General features: G+C 53.1%; 17 protein-coding genes and 1 riboswitch. Of the genes, 4 read left to right on the forward strand and 13 right to left on the reverse strand.

The annotated features are described in order from the left end of the window. Nucleotides 1-114 precede the first annotated feature (114 nt). The 10 genes from ACCW76_RS04195 to nudF all read right to left on the reverse strand — a co-directional run bounded on the left by ACCW76_RS04195 (nucleotide 115) and on the right by nudF (nucleotide 7,551). Nucleotides 115-276, reverse strand: coding sequence for a hypothetical protein (locus ACCW76_RS04195; protein WP_436337840.1), 162 nt, complete (start codon nucleotides 274-276; stop codon nucleotides 115-117). Nucleotides 277-294: 18 nt separating this feature from the next. Beyond that, nucleotides 295-540: a hypothetical protein gene (locus ACCW76_RS04200; RefSeq protein WP_436337841.1), complete on the reverse strand. Its 246-nt coding sequence runs from the start codon at nucleotides 538-540 to the stop codon at nucleotides 295-297. A 30-nt stretch (nucleotides 541-570) separates the two neighbouring features. Next, a complete protein-coding gene (locus ACCW76_RS04205; RefSeq protein WP_436337842.1) occupies nucleotides 571-1,584 on the reverse strand; it encodes a YncE family protein in 1,014 nt (337 codons plus the stop codon). A gap of 105 nt (nucleotides 1,585-1,689) precedes the next feature. After that, nucleotides 1,690-2,442 (reverse strand): anti-sigma factor family protein, encoded by a 753-nt coding sequence (locus ACCW76_RS04210; RefSeq protein ID WP_436337843.1) that lies wholly within the window; start codon nucleotides 2,440-2,442, stop codon nucleotides 1,690-1,692. Next, nucleotides 2,439-2,954, reverse strand: a complete 516-nt coding sequence (locus ACCW76_RS04215) for an RNA polymerase sigma factor (protein WP_436337844.1) — start codon at nucleotides 2,952-2,954, stop codon at nucleotides 2,439-2,441. Before ACCW76_RS04215 ends, ACCW76_RS04210 begins: the two co-directional genes overlap by 4 nt. A gap of 146 nt (nucleotides 2,955-3,100) precedes the next feature. Next, entirely contained in the window at nucleotides 3,101-4,996 is a 1,896-nt protein-coding gene (gene parE, locus ACCW76_RS04220; RefSeq protein ID WP_436337845.1) for a DNA topoisomerase IV subunit B, read from the reverse strand. 47 nt (nucleotides 4,997-5,043) lie between these two features. Further along, on the reverse strand, nucleotides 5,044-5,625 hold the full coding sequence (gene yqiA, locus ACCW76_RS04225; protein WP_045831821.1) for an esterase YqiA: 582 nt from the start codon (nucleotides 5,623-5,625) through the stop codon (nucleotides 5,044-5,046). 3 nt (nucleotides 5,626-5,628) lie between these two features. Beyond that, the gene (cpdA, locus tag ACCW76_RS04230; RefSeq protein ID WP_038644678.1) at nucleotides 5,629-6,456 is read right to left on the reverse strand and encodes a 3',5'-cyclic-AMP phosphodiesterase; all 828 of its coding nucleotides are present in this window, start codon (nucleotides 6,454-6,456) and stop codon (nucleotides 5,629-5,631) included. 37 nt (nucleotides 6,457-6,493) lie between these two features. Continuing rightward, nucleotides 6,494-6,919 (reverse strand): DUF1249 family protein, encoded by a 426-nt coding sequence (locus ACCW76_RS04235; protein ID WP_034828381.1) that lies wholly within the window; start codon nucleotides 6,917-6,919, stop codon nucleotides 6,494-6,496. Next, on the reverse strand, nucleotides 6,916-7,551 hold the full coding sequence (nudF, locus tag ACCW76_RS04240; RefSeq protein WP_034828380.1) for an ADP-ribose diphosphatase: 636 nt from the start codon (nucleotides 7,549-7,551) through the stop codon (nucleotides 6,916-6,918). Before nudF ends, ACCW76_RS04235 begins: the two co-directional genes overlap by 4 nt. Before the next feature lie 212 nt (nucleotides 7,552-7,763). Here nudF and tolC point away from each other — a divergent pair, with 212 nt between their 5' ends. The 3 genes from tolC to ACCW76_RS04255 all read left to right on the forward strand — a co-directional run bounded on the left by tolC (nucleotide 7,764) and on the right by ACCW76_RS04255 (nucleotide 11,239). Continuing rightward, nucleotides 7,764-9,236, forward strand: a complete 1,473-nt coding sequence (gene tolC, locus ACCW76_RS04245; protein WP_436337846.1) for an outer membrane channel protein TolC — start codon at nucleotides 7,764-7,766, stop codon at nucleotides 9,234-9,236. Nucleotides 9,237-9,377: 141 nt separating this feature from the next. Next, a complete protein-coding gene (locus tag ACCW76_RS04250) occupies nucleotides 9,378-10,067 on the forward strand; it encodes a DUF1190 family protein (RefSeq protein ID WP_038644673.1) in 690 nt (229 codons plus the stop codon). A gap of 8 nt (nucleotides 10,068-10,075) precedes the next feature. Then, complete coding sequence (locus tag ACCW76_RS04255; RefSeq protein ID WP_436337847.1) at nucleotides 10,076-11,239, forward strand: glutathionylspermidine synthase family protein; 1,164 nt, start codon at nucleotides 10,076-10,078, stop codon at nucleotides 11,237-11,239. 37 nt (nucleotides 11,240-11,276) lie between these two features. On the opposite strand, the gene ygiD is transcribed toward ACCW76_RS04255, so the two are convergent. Together ygiD and ribB are read right to left on the reverse strand one after the other, a co-directional pair. After that, nucleotides 11,277-12,062 carry a 4,5-DOPA dioxygenase extradiol gene (gene ygiD / locus ACCW76_RS04260; RefSeq protein WP_436337848.1) on the reverse strand — a complete coding sequence of 262 codons (786 nt, stop codon included), beginning with the start codon at nucleotides 12,060-12,062 and terminating at the stop codon, nucleotides 11,277-11,279. Nucleotides 12,063-12,281: 219 nt separating this feature from the next. Next, nucleotides 12,282-12,938, reverse strand: coding sequence for a 3,4-dihydroxy-2-butanone-4-phosphate synthase (ribB, locus tag ACCW76_RS04265; RefSeq protein WP_034828370.1), 657 nt, complete (start codon nucleotides 12,936-12,938; stop codon nucleotides 12,282-12,284). A gap of 111 nt (nucleotides 12,939-13,049) precedes the next feature. Continuing rightward, nucleotides 13,050-13,199, reverse strand: a riboswitch (FMN riboswitch). A gap of 171 nt (nucleotides 13,200-13,370) precedes the next feature. On the opposite strand from ribB, the gene ubiK reads away from it, so the two are divergent. Then, a complete protein-coding gene (gene ubiK / locus ACCW76_RS04270; RefSeq protein ID WP_034828368.1) occupies nucleotides 13,371-13,676 on the forward strand; it encodes a ubiquinone biosynthesis accessory factor UbiK in 306 nt (101 codons plus the stop codon). Between the two features lie 240 nt (nucleotides 13,677-13,916). On the opposite strand, the gene hldE is transcribed toward ubiK, so the two are convergent. Beyond that, nucleotides 13,917-15,341 (reverse strand): bifunctional D-glycero-beta-D-manno-heptose-7-phosphate kinase/D-glycero-beta-D-manno-heptose 1-phosphate adenylyltransferase HldE, encoded by a 1,425-nt coding sequence (gene hldE / locus ACCW76_RS04275; RefSeq protein WP_045814806.1) that lies wholly within the window; start codon nucleotides 15,339-15,341, stop codon nucleotides 13,917-13,919. Nucleotides 15,342-15,369 lie beyond the last annotated feature (28 nt).

The raw sequence follows: 15,369 nt of genomic DNA on the forward strand, positions 1-15,369 counted from the left end.
GCATTCCATCCTTTCGCATTGCACCGACTGGCACAACGGTACGGTTTTAGGCGGCAGGATAACATAATCGACATAGCTGCCCCGCCACACACTGCGGGACAGCACTAATCGCCTCTATTTTGCGGGATTAGGCGTGGCCTGCCAGATTTCGGAAACAATTTTTCCGGCGCGATAGGTCAAGACGTAGCTCACGTTCAACGCATTTTTACCGTTAAAGTGCACCTGCGCTGAAACCGTGCTGCCTTTAGGATTGCTCGCTTCCGTGAGATTGTTCACGGTGTATTGCAAATTTCCCTAGGCAGCACTGAATTTACTCCATACCTGCTGAATGGCATCGCTGGAGTTATAGGCCCCATCCAACGGTCCTCCAACCCATTCAAGATGCGCATTTGCTGCATAATGCGTCATTATCTCAGCAGTGTTACCCGCCGCAATCGCCTGAAAATGTGCACGCGCATTATCTGCATCAGCCGCAAAACTTTGCCCCGTTGACAAAACGAATAACACAGAGGACATCAGTAATGATTTCATTCTCAACATATCTAGCTCCTTGGTTTTATTATTTATCATTTACAACGTGAGGGTATCTACAATGTGTTGTGTGACACGATCTATCTTTGAGAGACTTAAATCCTGGTTCAATACATAGGCATATTTATTATCCCGCGTGAAAACTAATGCCTGACGAGGATGATTAAAACCTGCAATAGTCGTAATAACGCTCTGTTTCTCAGCATCGATAACTGAGACACTGTTATCTGCGAGATTTCCGCTGTAAATATATTTTCCATCGGGAGACAATGCCGCGCCGTAGGGTTGTTTACCCACGGGGATGTCCGCAGTGACCTTTTGACTTTCAATATCAACGACGGCTACCGTGTCGCTACCGCTATTAGCAGCAAAAAGTGTTTTACCATCAGCCGTGACTGAGATAGCACGAATATTATTGAAGCCGTTAATCTCTCCAATAATTTTATTTTCAGCGGTATCCACTATCGTGATCTTATCCCCAAGGAAATTGGTCACATACAAACGATGTCCATCAGGGCTAAGACGCACGCCTTGCCTCGGCTGGGCAAACCCTTTGATCACCGCCTGCGCAACACCAGTGTCAGTATTCATCACTGTTACCGTGTCGTTTGATTGATTGTTCACATACAACGCTTGACCATCATTGCTCAGTGCCGTACCAAATGCTCCGGGTCCAATAGCGTATTGCTTGATGGTCTTAAGAGACTCACTATCAATACGTTCAACAAGACCTTTGCTGCTGTCTGAGATATAAAAACTTTTTCCATCCGGTGCAAAGACGATATTACGTGGCGTCAGATAATTTTTTAAAATGCTCTTAACTTTGCCGTTAGCTAAATCATAAATGACAATTTCTGGCTTTTCACTGCTGGCGACCACTGCCATTTTTTCATTCGGATGCATGGCCAGGGTGTTATTTTTTATCGCTCCATCAAAAGTCATAATTCCCATCTGATGTTTGCTATCACTCTTCGCATAAACCGTGGTTGGACAATAAAAAGACATAACCCCGGCCAATACCATTGCCGTTGTTGAATAGCGGATAATTCGCATCTCATTTTACTCCTGTAGATCATCAACCTTCATGGATGATGTTGATGATAAGATGCTTCAAAAAATGAATTATTCCCTGACATTTCATTTTAATTTAAAAAGCAATCAAGTCAGCGTATTCATTATTTTTTCCAATTTAGGATTGCTTAGGTTTTGCACCGTGCCAACCATCGCATAATTCAAACCGCGACAAGACCCATATCTCGCCTGAAGTCCTCTCTCAGTACGCTGCCCACTTTCCAGCAATTTTTGACGTGAATCAGGCTGGCGCAGATAGAAGCTGATGGTGTGTCCTGAAGCATCCTGGTACAGCACCATGGCTGCTGCACCTTGTTCAGTGGCAAATAAACGTCCGCTCACCGGACTGAATCCGGCCGTTCGCAAATCAGGTAAGTGTGCGCCTGATCCGACGTGCTGATTCAACCATGCATTCAGTGTATCTGGCTGATGCTGAACAACATCAGCACCAATACTTCCATCGACAACCATCAGTTTATAGGCTTCTATCGCATCGCCCATTGGCGCAGCGTTTTGATTTCGCCAGTCATGCATTTGCCACCCCCCGGCGGAACTTAGTCCAACGCAGAGCACAAAGCAGGCTGCCAGTTTAAGACGTAAACGTAATCGCTGGGTGTGGCGAACCCGGATAGAAGTGGGATCAAGCCTCTCAGGTAACATCGGCAGCTGAAATTCAGAGAGGGCAGTACGCAGGCAACGCGCCTCCCTCTGCCATGCCTGAACTTGTCTGGCAATCTGCGGTTGCTGGGCAAGATAACGCTCAACGATGGCACGTTCATGATCGTTGAGTTGATTATCCACATATGCCTGCAAGTCGTGTTCGTTCGGCGGAATTCTCATTTCATTACTCTCAACGTCACTTGAGGGACGTCACCCTGACAAAGATGATGCATGGCTTTTCGTGCCCGTGACAGACGAGACATCACCGTACCAATCGGCACATTTAACATGGCGGCCGCCTCCTGATAGCTGAACCCTTCAATAACGATAAGAAGCAGTAAGCCTCGCTGATCTTGTGAAAGGTGGTTAAAGGCAGCCAGCATGCCTTGTGTTGCCGCCTCATCTTCTGCTGATGGCCAATATTCAGGTTCTTCATATCTAAATTTATTCAGCAGCCCCCAATAACGTGCCTTACGCCGTTTTTCCGCCAGAAAATGTCGGTAAAGGATGGTGAACAACCAGCTTTTTAACGATGCCTCTTCGCGTCGCATCGACCACTTAGTCAACGCTCGCTCTAGCGTAGATTGCACCAAATCATCGGCCTCGTGCACATCTCGCGTCAGCCAGTAAGCAAAGCGGCGCAACCGGGGGATCAGTTCCCTTAATTGATGTTCAATGTCGTTCCTGGACATAGGGCGGCTTTCATCTGATGGTGAGTGTTCTGATGCATAAGAGCATCGGCAGAGCACTTTATTCCTTACGGAGAGAAACTTTTTTAGCGAGGGTCAGGAGGGAAATTATGGGCTCAAAAAACTGAGCCCATGATCAACTTAGGTCATCAAGCTTCCAGGTCGGCGAGGTCGCCTTTTTCCTGTAGCCAGTTACGGCGGTCTTCAGAACGTTTTTTCGCGAGCAGCATGTCCATCACGCGCAGCGTCTGCTCAACATCATCATCGCTGACCGTCAGCTGCACCAGACGACGGGTGTTAGGGTCGAGCGTGGTTTCACGCAGCTGCAGCGGATTCATCTCACCCAGACCTTTGAAGCGCTGCACGTTCGGTTTGCCCTTCTTACGCTTCAACTGCTCCAGCACGCCCTCTTTCTCGTCTTCATCTAACGCGTAAAAGACTTCTTTGCCGAGATCGATGCGATACAGCGGTGGCATGGCGACATAAACATGGCCATGTTGCACCAGCGAGCGGAAGTGTTTCACAAACAGCGCACACAACAAGGTGGCGATGTGTAAGCCATCGGAGTCCGCATCCGCAAGGATACAGATCTTGCCGTAACGCAGCTGGCTCAGATCTTCACTGTCAGGATCGATACCGATCGCCACTGAAATATCGTGCACTTCCTGCGATGCCAGCACTTCGTCTGACGACACTTCCCAGGTATTGAGGATCTTACCCTTCAGCGGCATGATCGCCTGATATTCACGATCGCGCGCCTGTTTGGCCGATCCGCCTGCGGAGTCCCCTTCCACCAGGAAGAGTTCGGTGCGATTCAGATCCTGTGCGCTACAGTCTGCCAGTTTGCCCGGCAGTGCCGGTCCGCTGGTGAGCTTTTTACGCACCACTTTCTTGGCCGCGCGCATACGACGCTGAGCACTGGAAATCGCCAGTTCGGCCAGCATTTCGGCGGCTTGCACGTTCTGGTTTAGCCACAAGCTGAAAGCATCTTTAACGATAGCCGAGACAAATGCCGCGCACTGACGCGAAGAGAGACGCTCTTTGGTTTGACCGGCGAACTGTGGATCCTGCATTTTGACCGACAGCACGTAGGCGCAGCGATCCCAGATATCTTCCGCAGACAGTTTTACGCCACGTGGCAGGATATTGCGGAATTCACAGAATTCACGCATCGCATCCAGCAAGCCCTGACGTAAGCCGTTAACGTGCGTACCGCCTTGCATGGTGGGGATCAGGTTGACGTAGCTTTCCATCAACAGCTCGCCACCCTCAGGCAGCCACAGCAGCGCCCAATCCACCGCTTCCACATCACCCGCGAAGCTGCCGACAAAGGGTTTTTCCGGCAAGGTGGGGAGGCCGTTGACTGCTTCTGCTAGGTAATCAGAGAGGCCGCCATGATAGAGCCATGTCTGCTCGGTATCATTGACCTTGTCTTTAAACACGATCTCCACACCCGGACACAGCACGGCTTTGGCTTTCAACACATGCGTCAGGCGCGACACCGAGAAGCGTGGGCTATCGAAGAAACTCTCATCCGGCCAGAAATGCACGCGCGTGCCAGTGTTACGTTTGCCGACCGTGCCGGTCACCGTCAGATCCTGCACTTTATCGCCATTTTCGAAGGCAATATCGTAGATCTCGCCATTACGGCGCACGGTGACTTCAACACGTTTTGACAGGGCGTTGACCACCGAAATCCCCACGCCATGCAGGCCGCCGGAGAACTGGTAGTTTTTGTTGGAGAATTTACCGCCCGCATGCAGACGGCAAAGAATCAGCTCAACCGCTGGCACACCCTCTTCCGGGTGAATATCCACCGGCATGCCGCGACCGTCATCGATAACTTCCAGTGACTGATCGGCATGCAGGATCACTTCCACGCGTTTGGCGTGACCCGCCAGCGCCTCATCGACACTGTTATCGATCACTTCCTGGCCCAGATGGTTTGGGCGCGTGGTATCGGTGTACATCCCCGGACGACGACGCACCGGTTCAAGGCCGGTTAAGACCTCAATGGCATCGGCATTATAACTTGATTGGCTCATCGTAACTGTCTGATTAGCAATAGGAATAGGGGTCCATCTCGCAGCAATCAGGGAGCATTTAATCCCAGAAAATCAATGATCTGCGCAAAATGGCGTTCGAATCCGATATAAGCATGATTGCCACCCTCTTCGACCGTTTGGCGGCATGCGCTGTAGTATTCCAGCGCCTGGCGGTAATCGAGCACTTCATCGCCGGTCTGTTGCAGCAGCCAAAGTAAATCGGGCGCTTCGAGAGGGTCAATCTGCATGACTTTCAGATCGTAAATGTGGCGTGACTCTAACACATATTGCTGGCCGGTGTAGGGATTACGGTTCTCGCCGAGATAATCCACCAGCAGCTCAAACGGCCTCACCGCAGGATTGACCACCACCGCAGGCAGCATAAAGCATTGCGACAGCCAGGTAGCGAAGTAGCCCCCGAGCGACGATCCCACCAGGCCAAGTGGCTCACCGGCGTACTGCATCACCAGCTCTTCCAGCATGCTGGCGGCTTCGGCGGGAAACGTGGGCAGCTGGGGCACCAGCACGTTGATGTGCGGATGCTGTTGCGCTACCCACTGCTGCAGTTGTGTGGCTTTGGCCGATTGCGGAGAGCTGTTGAATCCGTGCAGATAGATCAGCGCCGCCATCGCTTAGTAGCCCTCGGAATCTAAATCGGGGCGGAACAGATCGCTTTGCAAACGATTCACTTCGGTTTCCAGTACGCCGTCGGCTTTAAGGGTTAACCAGCGCCAACCCGGTGCCACGTCATCGATGGCGAAGTTGGTGCAATGCGGTTTGAACTGCACGCAGGTCGAAGGAGAAGCCAGCACGCGACGACCATGCCAGTCGAGATCTAATTCCTGATGAATGTGGCCACACACCAGATTACGCGCACGCGGGAAGTGTTGCAGCACCGCTTCTAATTGATGGGGATTGCGCAGGCTATGCTGATCCAGCCAGGTACAGCCGGAAGCGAGCGGATGATGGTGCAGCAGCACTAGCGTATGGCGCTCAGGATGCTGGCGCAGCGCCTTGTCGAGCCACTCGAGTTGGTATTCGCTCAACATGCCATGCGGCACACCAAAGACCTGGCTATCCAGCAGCACCAGTTGCCAGTGTTCACCCAGCAGCACATGTTTATCGGAAGCGATTCCGGCATCGGCAAGTGTATTCACCATCGCGGGCTGAAAATCGTGATTCCCCGGCAGCCAGACACACGGCTTTGGCAGGCGTGAAATGCCCGCTACAAAGTGTTGATAAGCTTCGACGGTGTGATCCTGGGCGAGATCGCCGGTGGCGATAATCAAATCATAATCGCGCTGTTGTGCCATGATGGCGTCCAGCACCGCATCAAAACTCGACCAGGTATTTACCCCAAGCAGCGATTGATGTTTTCCTGCAAAAAGATGGGTGTCCGTGATTTGTAAAATCCTGATATCGGCCCCATTTGCCGCAGGAAGAGTAAGCAGGCTATCCAAAGCGTTTCCTTTCTCTCCACGCCATAGTTGTATGCTATCAGCAGACCGGCACTGCTACAGCACCGTGCGCCAGACAATAGCGCAACCAATCTGCAAGAAACTGGTTAATCTGATGTTTTTCATCGCGCTGATGCAGTTTTTTATTAGGGTAATCATAGCGCGCTTTGAAACGATAGATCTGCTGAGTGGAACACACTTCAGCGACCATCGCATCATGGTACAGCCGAACGGACATGGATGGCAGGCTCCAGTAACTCACTGCCGGGGCCACCTGGCGAATCTCCACCAGTGTGGTATAACGCGTCGACTCTTGAATAGTCAGCTGATAACGGGCGCCGCTCACCTGATAGATCACCGACGCGCCTGCCTCGTCATCACGCGGCAGCAGGCGACGCAGTTGGGCGAAATTGGTTTCGCACAATCGCATCATTTCGGGAAAGTCAGGGGTATAGCGCTGTTTCATTTTAGCTTCCACTCTTGTCGTAGTTTTTCATGGTGCAACGCCAGCCATTGCAGGGCGATGACAGATGCCGCGTTATCAATAATCCCCTCTTCCACCCAGCGATAAGCCTGTTCGCGGCTCACCACATGGACAAGAATATCCTCATTCTCTTCCTCCAGCCCGTGATTTCCCTCTGCCAGGCTGGCATCCACTTCGCCCACCAGCACCGACAAACGTTCAGACGTTCCGCCTGGGCTGGCTAAGTAATTCACTATCGGTTTCACACGCCCGACCTTGAGGCCTGCTTCTTCTACTGCTTCACGTCGCGCCACATCTTCCGGCGTTTCACCGGGTTCAATGATACCGGCCACCATTTCCAGCAGCCAGGGCGTTGGGCTGGAATCATAAGCCGGGATGCGAATCTGTTCGATTAGCACCACTTCGTCGCGTAAGGGATCATAGGGTAGCAGCACGGCGGCGTGTCCGCGCTCAAAAACTTCGCGTACCACCTCACCGCTCATCTCGCCATTAAAGCGGCGATGGCGGAAACGGTAGCGGACAATGGAAAAAAAACCATCGTAGCGTGTATCGCGTGCAATAATTTCTACATCGTTTTTTGTGAAAGTCACAGGGGATTTTTTTTCACCCGCCATCATCTGGTTCCTTATGCAGATTGGGATGGAGCGAAGAAAAGCCAACCCTTGTGCTCCGTCCGAGTGGTTCTTTCTGAATTATTTACGTAAATTAGGGGAAGAAGGCACGTTCAGCCAACTTATCTCTGACGCCGCCTCTGTAGAATCGGCGATTATTTTTTGGCTTACCTGCAGCACTACCAGTGCAATTTGCTGCAACAAAAGGAATGCAAATGAAAAAACTGCTCCCACTTTTTATTGGGTTGAGCCTGGGCGGATTTAGCCTTGCCAGCCAGGCAGAGAACCTGTTGCAGGTTTACCAGCAGGCGCGCCTTAGCAACCCGGATCTGCGTGCTTCTGCCGCTGACCGTGATGCAGCCTTTGAGAAAATTAACGAAGCGCGTAGCCCTTTATTGCCACAGCTCGGTCTGGGCGCAGATTATACCTATAATAATGGTTACCGTGACAGCAGCGGTCTTCATTCCAACACGACCAGCGCTTCTCTGCAATTAACACAAACCATTTTCGATATGTCGAAATGGCGTGCGCTGTCGCTGCAGGAAAAAACCGCCGGGATTCAGGATGTCACCTATCAGGTCGCACAACAGGATCTGATTCTGAACACCGCAACCGCGTATTTCAACGTGTTGAAGGCGATTGATACCCTTTCTTACACGGAAGCGCAGAAACAGTCGATCTACCGCGAATTGGATCAAACCACCCAGCGCTTCAACGTGGGTCTGGTGGCGATCACTGACGTGCAGAACGCCCGTGCGCAGTACGACAGCGTGCTGGCCAATGAAGTGACCGCGCGTAATAACCTCGATAATGCGGTGGAATCGCTGCGTCAGATCACCGGTATGGATTATCTGGCACTGGCTTCACTGAATATCGATCGTTTCAAAACCGCACGCCCGGATGCCGTTGCTTCCTTGCTGAAGCAGGCTGAAAGCCGCAACCTCAACCTGCTTTCTGCGCGTCTGAACCAGGATTTAGCTCGTGAGCAAATTCGATCGGCTGAGTCTGGCCATATGCCAACGCTGGGTCTGACTGCATCGACGGGTCTCTCTAACAGCAAATATGGCGGTAGCCGTGCTAATCAGAGTTCTGGCACTACCGACGCCATCACGGGTTCCAACCAGGTTGGCCTGAGCTTCTCAATGCCGCTGTACAGCGGTGGTTCGGTGACCTCGCAGGTGAAACAGGCGCAGTACAACTTTGTTGCCGCCAGCGAGCAGCTGGAAGGCGCACATCGTAGTGCAATCCAGACCGTGCGTTCTTCGTTCAACAACGTTAACGCCTCTATCAGTAGCATCGATGCTTACAAACAGGCCGTTGTGTCTGCTCAGAGTTCATTGGATGCGATGGAAGCCGGTTATCAGGTGGGTACCCGTACCATCGTTGATGTGCTGGATGCGACCACGACCCTGTTCAACTCTAAGCAGCAGCTTTCTGATGCGCGTTACAGCTACCTGATTAACCAGCTGAACATCAAATATGCGCTGGGTACCTTGAATGAGCAGGACCTGCAGCAACTGAACAGCACGCTGGGCAAGGAAATCACCACCGCACCAGAAGTGGTGGCACCGGAAAACAGCCAGCAGGCTTCACGTGTTGATAATGGTCCGAAAACTTCGGCACCTTCAGCCGCCGCGAAAGCACGCCCGGCTGCCACGCACAGCAGCGGAAATCCTTTCGGTAATTAATCCCTTAAGGGGCCGCTTGCGGCCCCTTTCGCATTCAAACGTATAACAACGTAAAGATCCCCCAGCCATCCGGCTTCTCGCTTCATTTTCCACCACTCATCACCTATCCTAAGCCCCACCTTTGGGCACAGGATGAAAATAATGAAACGGACTAAACATATTCGTCATGCCGCTTTTCGTAAAAGCTGGCAGGCACGCCATTTAACGCCAGTTGCACTCGCGGTGACCGCAGTGTTTATGCTGGCTGGCTGCGAACAGAGCGATGAGACAGTATCGCTGTACCAAAACGCGGATGATTGTGCGAAAGCTAACCCTAGCCAGAGCGCGCAATGTACCACTGCATATAACAATGCGAAGAAAGAAGCCGAACGCACCGCACCGAAATACGCCACGCGCGAAGATTGCGTCGCAGAGTTCGGTGAGAATCAGTGCCAGCAAACACCTGCTCAGGCCGGTGTCGGCACCACTAACAATGCCGAAGCGCAGCAGAGCGGTAGCTTCTGGATGCCGTTGATGGCCGGTTACATGATGGGTCGCATGATGGGCGGCGGCGCGGGCTTTGCGCAGCAACCGTTGTTCTCACCGAAAACCCCGAACAGCCCGGCTAACGGTCAGTTTGTCGATGCTTCAGGCAAAAACTATGGTGCCGCGACCTCAGGCCGCAGCATGAACGTGCCGAAAACCGCCATGGCACCTAAGCCAGCGACCACCTCCACCATCACGCGTGGTGGCTTCGGTGAGAGCGTTGCGAAACAAAACACCATGCAGCGCAGCAATGCCACCAGCACCAATCGCAGCAGCACTGGCAGCAGCCGCTCGATGGGAGGCTAAGCCGCAGTATGCAACGTATTGCTATCAGCGAACGTCCGGACTGGCGCGAAAAAGCCAACGAATATGGCTTCCAATTTCACACCATGTACGGTGAACCTTACTGGTGTGAAGACGCTTATTACCAGTTCACCCTCGCACAGGTTGAGCAATTAGAAGATACCACCGCTGAACTGCATCAGATGTGTCTGCAGGCGGTGGAAAAAGTGGTGAACAGTGATGAACTGCTCACCCGCTTCTGCATTCCCAAACACACCTGGGACTTCGTACGAGACTCGTGGAAGCTGCGTCAGCCGTCGCTCTATTCCCGTCTGGATTTAGCCTGGGACGGTAAAGGCGATGCCAAGCTGCTGGAGAATAACGCCGACACGCCGACCTCTCTGTATGAAGCGGCCTTTTTCCAGTGGATCTGGCTGGAAGATCAAGTCAATGCGGGCAACCTGCCACAAGGCAGTGACCAGTTTAATAGCCTGCAGGAAAAGCTGATTGAGCGCTTTGCCGCGTTGCATCAGGAGCACGGTTTTAACTGGCTGCACTTTGCCTGCTGCCGTGATACCGAAGAAGATCGCGCCACAGTGCAGTACATGCAGGATTGCGCCACCGAAGCCGGCCTGCCGAATGAATTCCTGTATATCGATGATATTGGGTTGGGTGAAAGAGGCCAGTTTACCGATCAGCATGACCAGGTGATCAGCAACCTGTTTAAGCTTTATCCGTGGGAATTTATGCTGCGTGAAGTGTTTTCCACCAAGCTGGCAGATGCCGGTGTGCGTTGGTTAGAACCGGCATGGAAAAGCATTATCTCGAATAAAGCGCTGCTGCCGCTGCTGTGGGAGATGTTCCCTGACCATCCCAACCTGCTGCCCGCCTACTTTGCCGACGACAAAAATGCCCCGCAGATGGACAAGTATGTGGTGAAACCGCTGTTTTCACGTGAAGGTGCCAATATTCGCATCATCGAAAATGGTCAGGAGATCGCCCGTGCTGAAGGTCCGTACGGCGAAGAGGGAATGATCATCCAGCAGTTCCATCCGTTGCCGAAGTTCAGCGACAGCTACACCTTGATCGGTAGCTGGCTGATTGACGATCAACCCGCTGGTATCGGCATTCGTGAAGATCGCGCGCTGATCACTCAGGATCTGTCACGCTTCTACCCGCATACCTTTATTGAATAAATGCTGTGCCGCCCGTCAGACGCGGGCGGCCAGTTGATTAACTTACCTGCACCGAAAGCATACTGATTGCGCCCATCTCCATCCCCTCCACCGGAATGCTGATCGACTCCTCAGCTGCACGCGCACCGAGAATATACAGCAACGGCAGATAGTGTTCTGGCGTTGGGTTGGACATCTCTGCACCTTCGTGCTGCAGATAATTCACCAACGGATGATCTGCTGCTTCACCGGCAAAGCTCAAATTCTCACGCACAAATTCATTGAAGCTTTCTGCCCATGGATAGCTTGTGGCGGCACCCTGCCAGCGCAGCATCCGCAAGTTATGCACCACGTTACCGCTGGCGACGATCATCACGCCTTCGTCACGCAGTGACGCCAGTTTGCGACCTAATTCAAAGTGCCATTGCGCCGATTGCGTCCCATCGATACTTAACTGCACCACCGGGATATCGGCTTGCGGATACATTTTTGCCAGCACGCCCCATGAGCCGTGATCAAATCCCCACTCCTGGTCGGCATGGACGTCAATCGGTGCCAGCAGATCGATCACTTGCTGTGCCAGCTCTGGCGAGCCCGGAGCCGGATAACGCACATCAAACAGCGCCTGCGGGAAGCCGCCAAAATCATGGATGGTGCGGGGATTCTGCATGGCCGTCACCGCCGTACCGCGTGTGTACCAGTGTGCCGACACTGCGAGAATGGCGCGCGGACGTGGCAATGTTGCCCCCAGATGCTGCCATGCGCGGGTATAGGTATTGTCTTCCAGTACGTTCATCGGACTGCCGTGACCTAAAAACAGGGCGGGCATACGGTTGTGGCTCATGATGGTTCCTCTGACGAAAGTGTCGCTTTATTAGCCGCTACGATACGCGCTTTCGTGCCGGGATTAACGCTGATAACTGTGATGATCTCTATCAGGGAATTTGAATAAGAATTTGTGCAGTCGATGGGCAGTGAAAATGGGGTTTAAAAACGTACTTAAGCGCTAAAAAAATCCGCAGCCTGGAGAAGCCGCGGATTTTTTGATGACGATAACTGAGGCTTAGCTTGCCTGGCGCGTTTCACGCTCGCGGCGATATGCCACCAGATCTTCAATCGTCACGACCGGCATATCGTGTTGTTTGGCAAACACAATCGCTTCTGGCGCATGCGCCATGCTGCCGTCGTCATTGGTCAATTCACACAGCACACCGGCGGGTTTGAAACCTGCTAACGTCACCAAATCGATGGTGGCTTCAGTGTGACCACCACGCGTCAGCACTCCACCTTCGCGCGCGCGCAGCGGGAAGACATGGCCTGGACGGTTGAGATCGCTCGGCTTAGCGCCATCTGCCACAGCGGCACGAATCGTGGTGACTCGGTCAGCGGCAGAAACTCCGGTGGTGACACCTTCCGCTGCTTCAATGGTGACGGTAAAGCCAGTGCCATAAGAGCTGGTGTTGGTTTCTACCATCATCGGCAGATCCAACTGCTGGCGGCGTTCTTCAGTGATGCACAGGCAGACAATGCCGCTGCCGTGGCGAATGGTTAATGCCATTTGCTCTACGGTCATGGTTTCGGCGGCAAAGATCATGTCACCTTCGTTTTCACGATTTTCATCGTCGAGCACCATCACACCGCGACCGTTACGCAGCGCATCGATGGCGCGTTCTACACGCTGTTCCGGCGTGCCAAATTCAGAAAGAAGCGTCTGATTCATGGTAAAAAACCTTATAAAAAATATATGAGTTACCAGAACCAGGGCGTGCTTAGGAGTGCGCAAATAATACACATGGCAAAAACGTGACGCGGGCGTAAGCCCGGCTGATGTCGTTACCCTCTCCCATCCGGACTCTAACCGTCGGCCCCGGAATTACACCGGATCTGCTGACCTTTCACTTTGCAGCGAAAGCGCTCGCGGGCTTTCAGCCGAAGCTGATTTACCGCCGGTGGGGAATTTCGCCCCGCCCTGAGAATAAGCGAGGTCACTATAACGCCAATCATCTGGACGGGCAATCGACAAAAGCGCAAATGCTTTTGCATTTACTGCGATGCGGAATTCAGGTTTAACCTTTTCGTTTCAGGCATTACACTTAACCTTTGTTGAGTCGGAACACGTGCTGTTATCAGCCACCGCAACCAGGAAATCATCATGATCGACACGAAAAAAATTGAACAACTGGCTCGCCAGGTCCATGAAGCCATGCCAAAAGGGATTCGCGACTTTGGCGACGATGTCGAAAAGAAAATTCGTCAGGTATTGCAGGCGCAGTTAACCCGCATGGATTTAGTTAATCGTGAAGAGTTTGATGTGCAGACGCAGGTACTGCTGCGCACGCGTGAGAAGCTGGCCGCACTGGAACAGCGCCTGGCAAAACTGGAAAGTGAGAGCCCAGCCGCACCGGCACCCGCGGTAGTGACACCGGATCCGGCGGGTAAAATCGACACTCCGCAGTAAACCACTGACTCGCTGGGCATATATCACTTGCCAGCACCCGTTGAGCATACATTGCTCGCAGACAATAACAGGCGGCCTTTTGGCCGCCTGTTGAGTTTGTATCCACTTGCCCTACGATCGCCGTGAGTGACGGCGAATCGTCTGAACTCTCAGAGTTTGCCGTTAGTGGCTGCGAATCATTCGAAATCCCAGTGCTCGCTTGTAGTGACGGCGAATCATCTGGGATCTCAGTGCTCGCCGTTAGTGGCTGCGAATCGTCTTGATGATGTTGGTGGTGGAGATACCGTCTTCGAAGTTCAGCACCCGCACGTCACCGCCGTTGGCCCAAACCTCTTTACTGCCCGCAATATCTTCCGGCTTATAATCGCCGCCCTTCACCAGCAGATCCGGTAACACACCCGCAATCAAACGCTGTGGCGTGTCTTCTTCAAACAGCACCACCCAATCCACCGCTTCCAGCGCACCGAGCACGATCATACGGTTTTCCTGCGGGTTAACCGGACGGGTTTCGCCTTTCAGACGTTTGGTGGAAGCATCACTGTTTACCGCAACAATCAGACGGTCGCCCAGCTTACGTGCGTTGGCAAGATAGGAAACGTGGCCCGCATGCAAGATGTCGAACACGCCGTTGGTCATCACCACTTTTTCACCGCGCTGGCGCGCCAGCGCCACCGCCGCTTTAAGCTCGGCTTCGGTCATCACACCAAACCCGCTGTCGGGACGAGCATGAATGGCGTTTTCCAGCTCAACGGTGCTCACGGTTGAAGTCCCGAGTTTGCCCACGACCACGCCCGCTGCCGCATTGGCGAGGAAACAGGCTTCTTCCAGACTGTCTCCGGCCGCCAGCACGGCGGCCAGCACGCCAATGACGGTGTCACCTGCACCGGTGACGTCAAACACTTCCTGCGCCTGCGTCGGCAGATGCAGCGGCGCTTTGCCCGGTTGCAGTAACGTCATGCCGTTTTCAGAGCGGGTGACCAGCAGCGCGGAGAGCTCATAATCGGCGATGAGCTGCATGCCGCGGCTCACAATCTCTTCCACGGTTTTGCATTTACCCACCACGGCTTCGAACTCAGACAGGTTAGGCGTCAGCAGAGTCGCACCGCGATAGCGCTCAAAATCCGTGCCTTTCGGGTCGATCAACACCGGCACGTTGGCTTCACGCGCCAGCTGAATCATGGTTTGCACGCTGCTCAACGCGCCTTTGGCGTAATCTGACAGCACCAATGCACCGGCCTGCGCCAGCGATTGACGCATACGATCGTGGATAGGCTGTGGATCAACCTGCTCGAAACCCTCTTCGAAATCGAGGCGGATCAGCTGCTGGTTGCGCGAAAGCACACGCAGTTTGGTGATGGTGGGATGGCTTTTCACTGCGACAAAATCACAGTCGACTTTGACCTTTTCCAGCGTCTCGCTCAGCACACGTGCCGCATCGTCTTCACCCGTCAGGCCAATCAAACGCGAGCCCGCACCCAGTGCAGCAATGTTCATCGCCACGTTGGCCGCGCCGCCTGGACGCTCTTCGATGGTATCGACTTTCACCACCGGTACCGGGGCTTCAGGCGAGATACGGCTGGTTGGGCCATACCAGTAGCGATCTAACATGACATCGCCAACAACCAGCACAGCGGCTTTGCCAAAAGCGGGCAGCGTTACTTTCATTCCAAAGACTCCAGACTACGGTCAAAAT

Origin of the sequence: Pantoea sp. C8B4, assembly GCF_051336905.1 — a bacterium.
In the GTDB taxonomy this organism is placed as follows: domain Bacteria; phylum Pseudomonadota; class Gammaproteobacteria; order Enterobacterales; family Enterobacteriaceae; genus Pantoea; species Pantoea rwandensis_B.

Excerpts from the sequence above, each read along its gene's own strand:
- ACCW76_RS04200 (WP_436337841.1), bottom strand. The coding sequence starts at position 540 with ATGTTGAGAATGAAATCATTACTGATGTCCTCTGTGTTATTCGTTTTG.
- ACCW76_RS04205 (WP_436337842.1), bottom strand. The coding sequence starts at position 1,584 with ATGCGAATTATCCGCTATTCAACAACGGCAATGGTATTGGCCGGGGTT.
- ACCW76_RS04210 (WP_436337843.1), bottom strand. The coding sequence starts at position 2,442 with ATGAGAATTCCGCCGAACGAACACGACTTGCAGGCATATGTGGATAAT.
- ACCW76_RS04215 (WP_436337844.1), bottom strand. The coding sequence starts at position 2,954 with ATGTCCAGGAACGACATTGAACATCAATTAAGGGAACTGATCCCCCGG.
- parE (WP_436337845.1), bottom strand. The coding sequence starts at position 4,996 with ATGAGCCAATCAAGTTATAATGCCGATGCCATTGAGGTCTTAACCGGC.
- yqiA (WP_045831821.1), bottom strand. The coding sequence starts at position 5,625 with ATGGCGGCGCTGATCTATCTGCACGGATTCAACAGCTCTCCGCAATCG.
- ACCW76_RS04235 (WP_034828381.1), bottom strand. The coding sequence starts at position 6,919 with ATGAAACAGCGCTATACCCCTGACTTTCCCGAAATGATGCGATTGTGC.
- nudF (WP_034828380.1), bottom strand. The coding sequence starts at position 7,551 with ATGGCGGGTGAAAAAAAATCCCCTGTGACTTTCACAAAAAACGATGTA.
- tolC (WP_436337846.1), top strand. The coding sequence starts at position 7,764 with ATGAAAAAACTGCTCCCACTTTTTATTGGGTTGAGCCTGGGCGGATTT.
- ACCW76_RS04250 (WP_038644673.1), top strand. The coding sequence starts at position 9,378 with ATGAAACGGACTAAACATATTCGTCATGCCGCTTTTCGTAAAAGCTGG.
- ACCW76_RS04255 (WP_436337847.1), top strand. The coding sequence starts at position 10,076 with ATGCAACGTATTGCTATCAGCGAACGTCCGGACTGGCGCGAAAAAGCC.
- ygiD (WP_436337848.1), bottom strand. The coding sequence starts at position 12,062 with ATGAGCCACAACCGTATGCCCGCCCTGTTTTTAGGTCACGGCAGTCCG.
- ribB (WP_034828370.1), bottom strand. The coding sequence starts at position 12,938 with ATGAATCAGACGCTTCTTTCTGAATTTGGCACGCCGGAACAGCGTGTA.
- ubiK (WP_034828368.1), top strand. The coding sequence starts at position 13,371 with ATGATCGACACGAAAAAAATTGAACAACTGGCTCGCCAGGTCCATGAA.
- hldE (WP_045814806.1), bottom strand. The coding sequence starts at position 15,341 with ATGAAAGTAACGCTGCCCGCTTTTGGCAAAGCCGCTGTGCTGGTTGTT.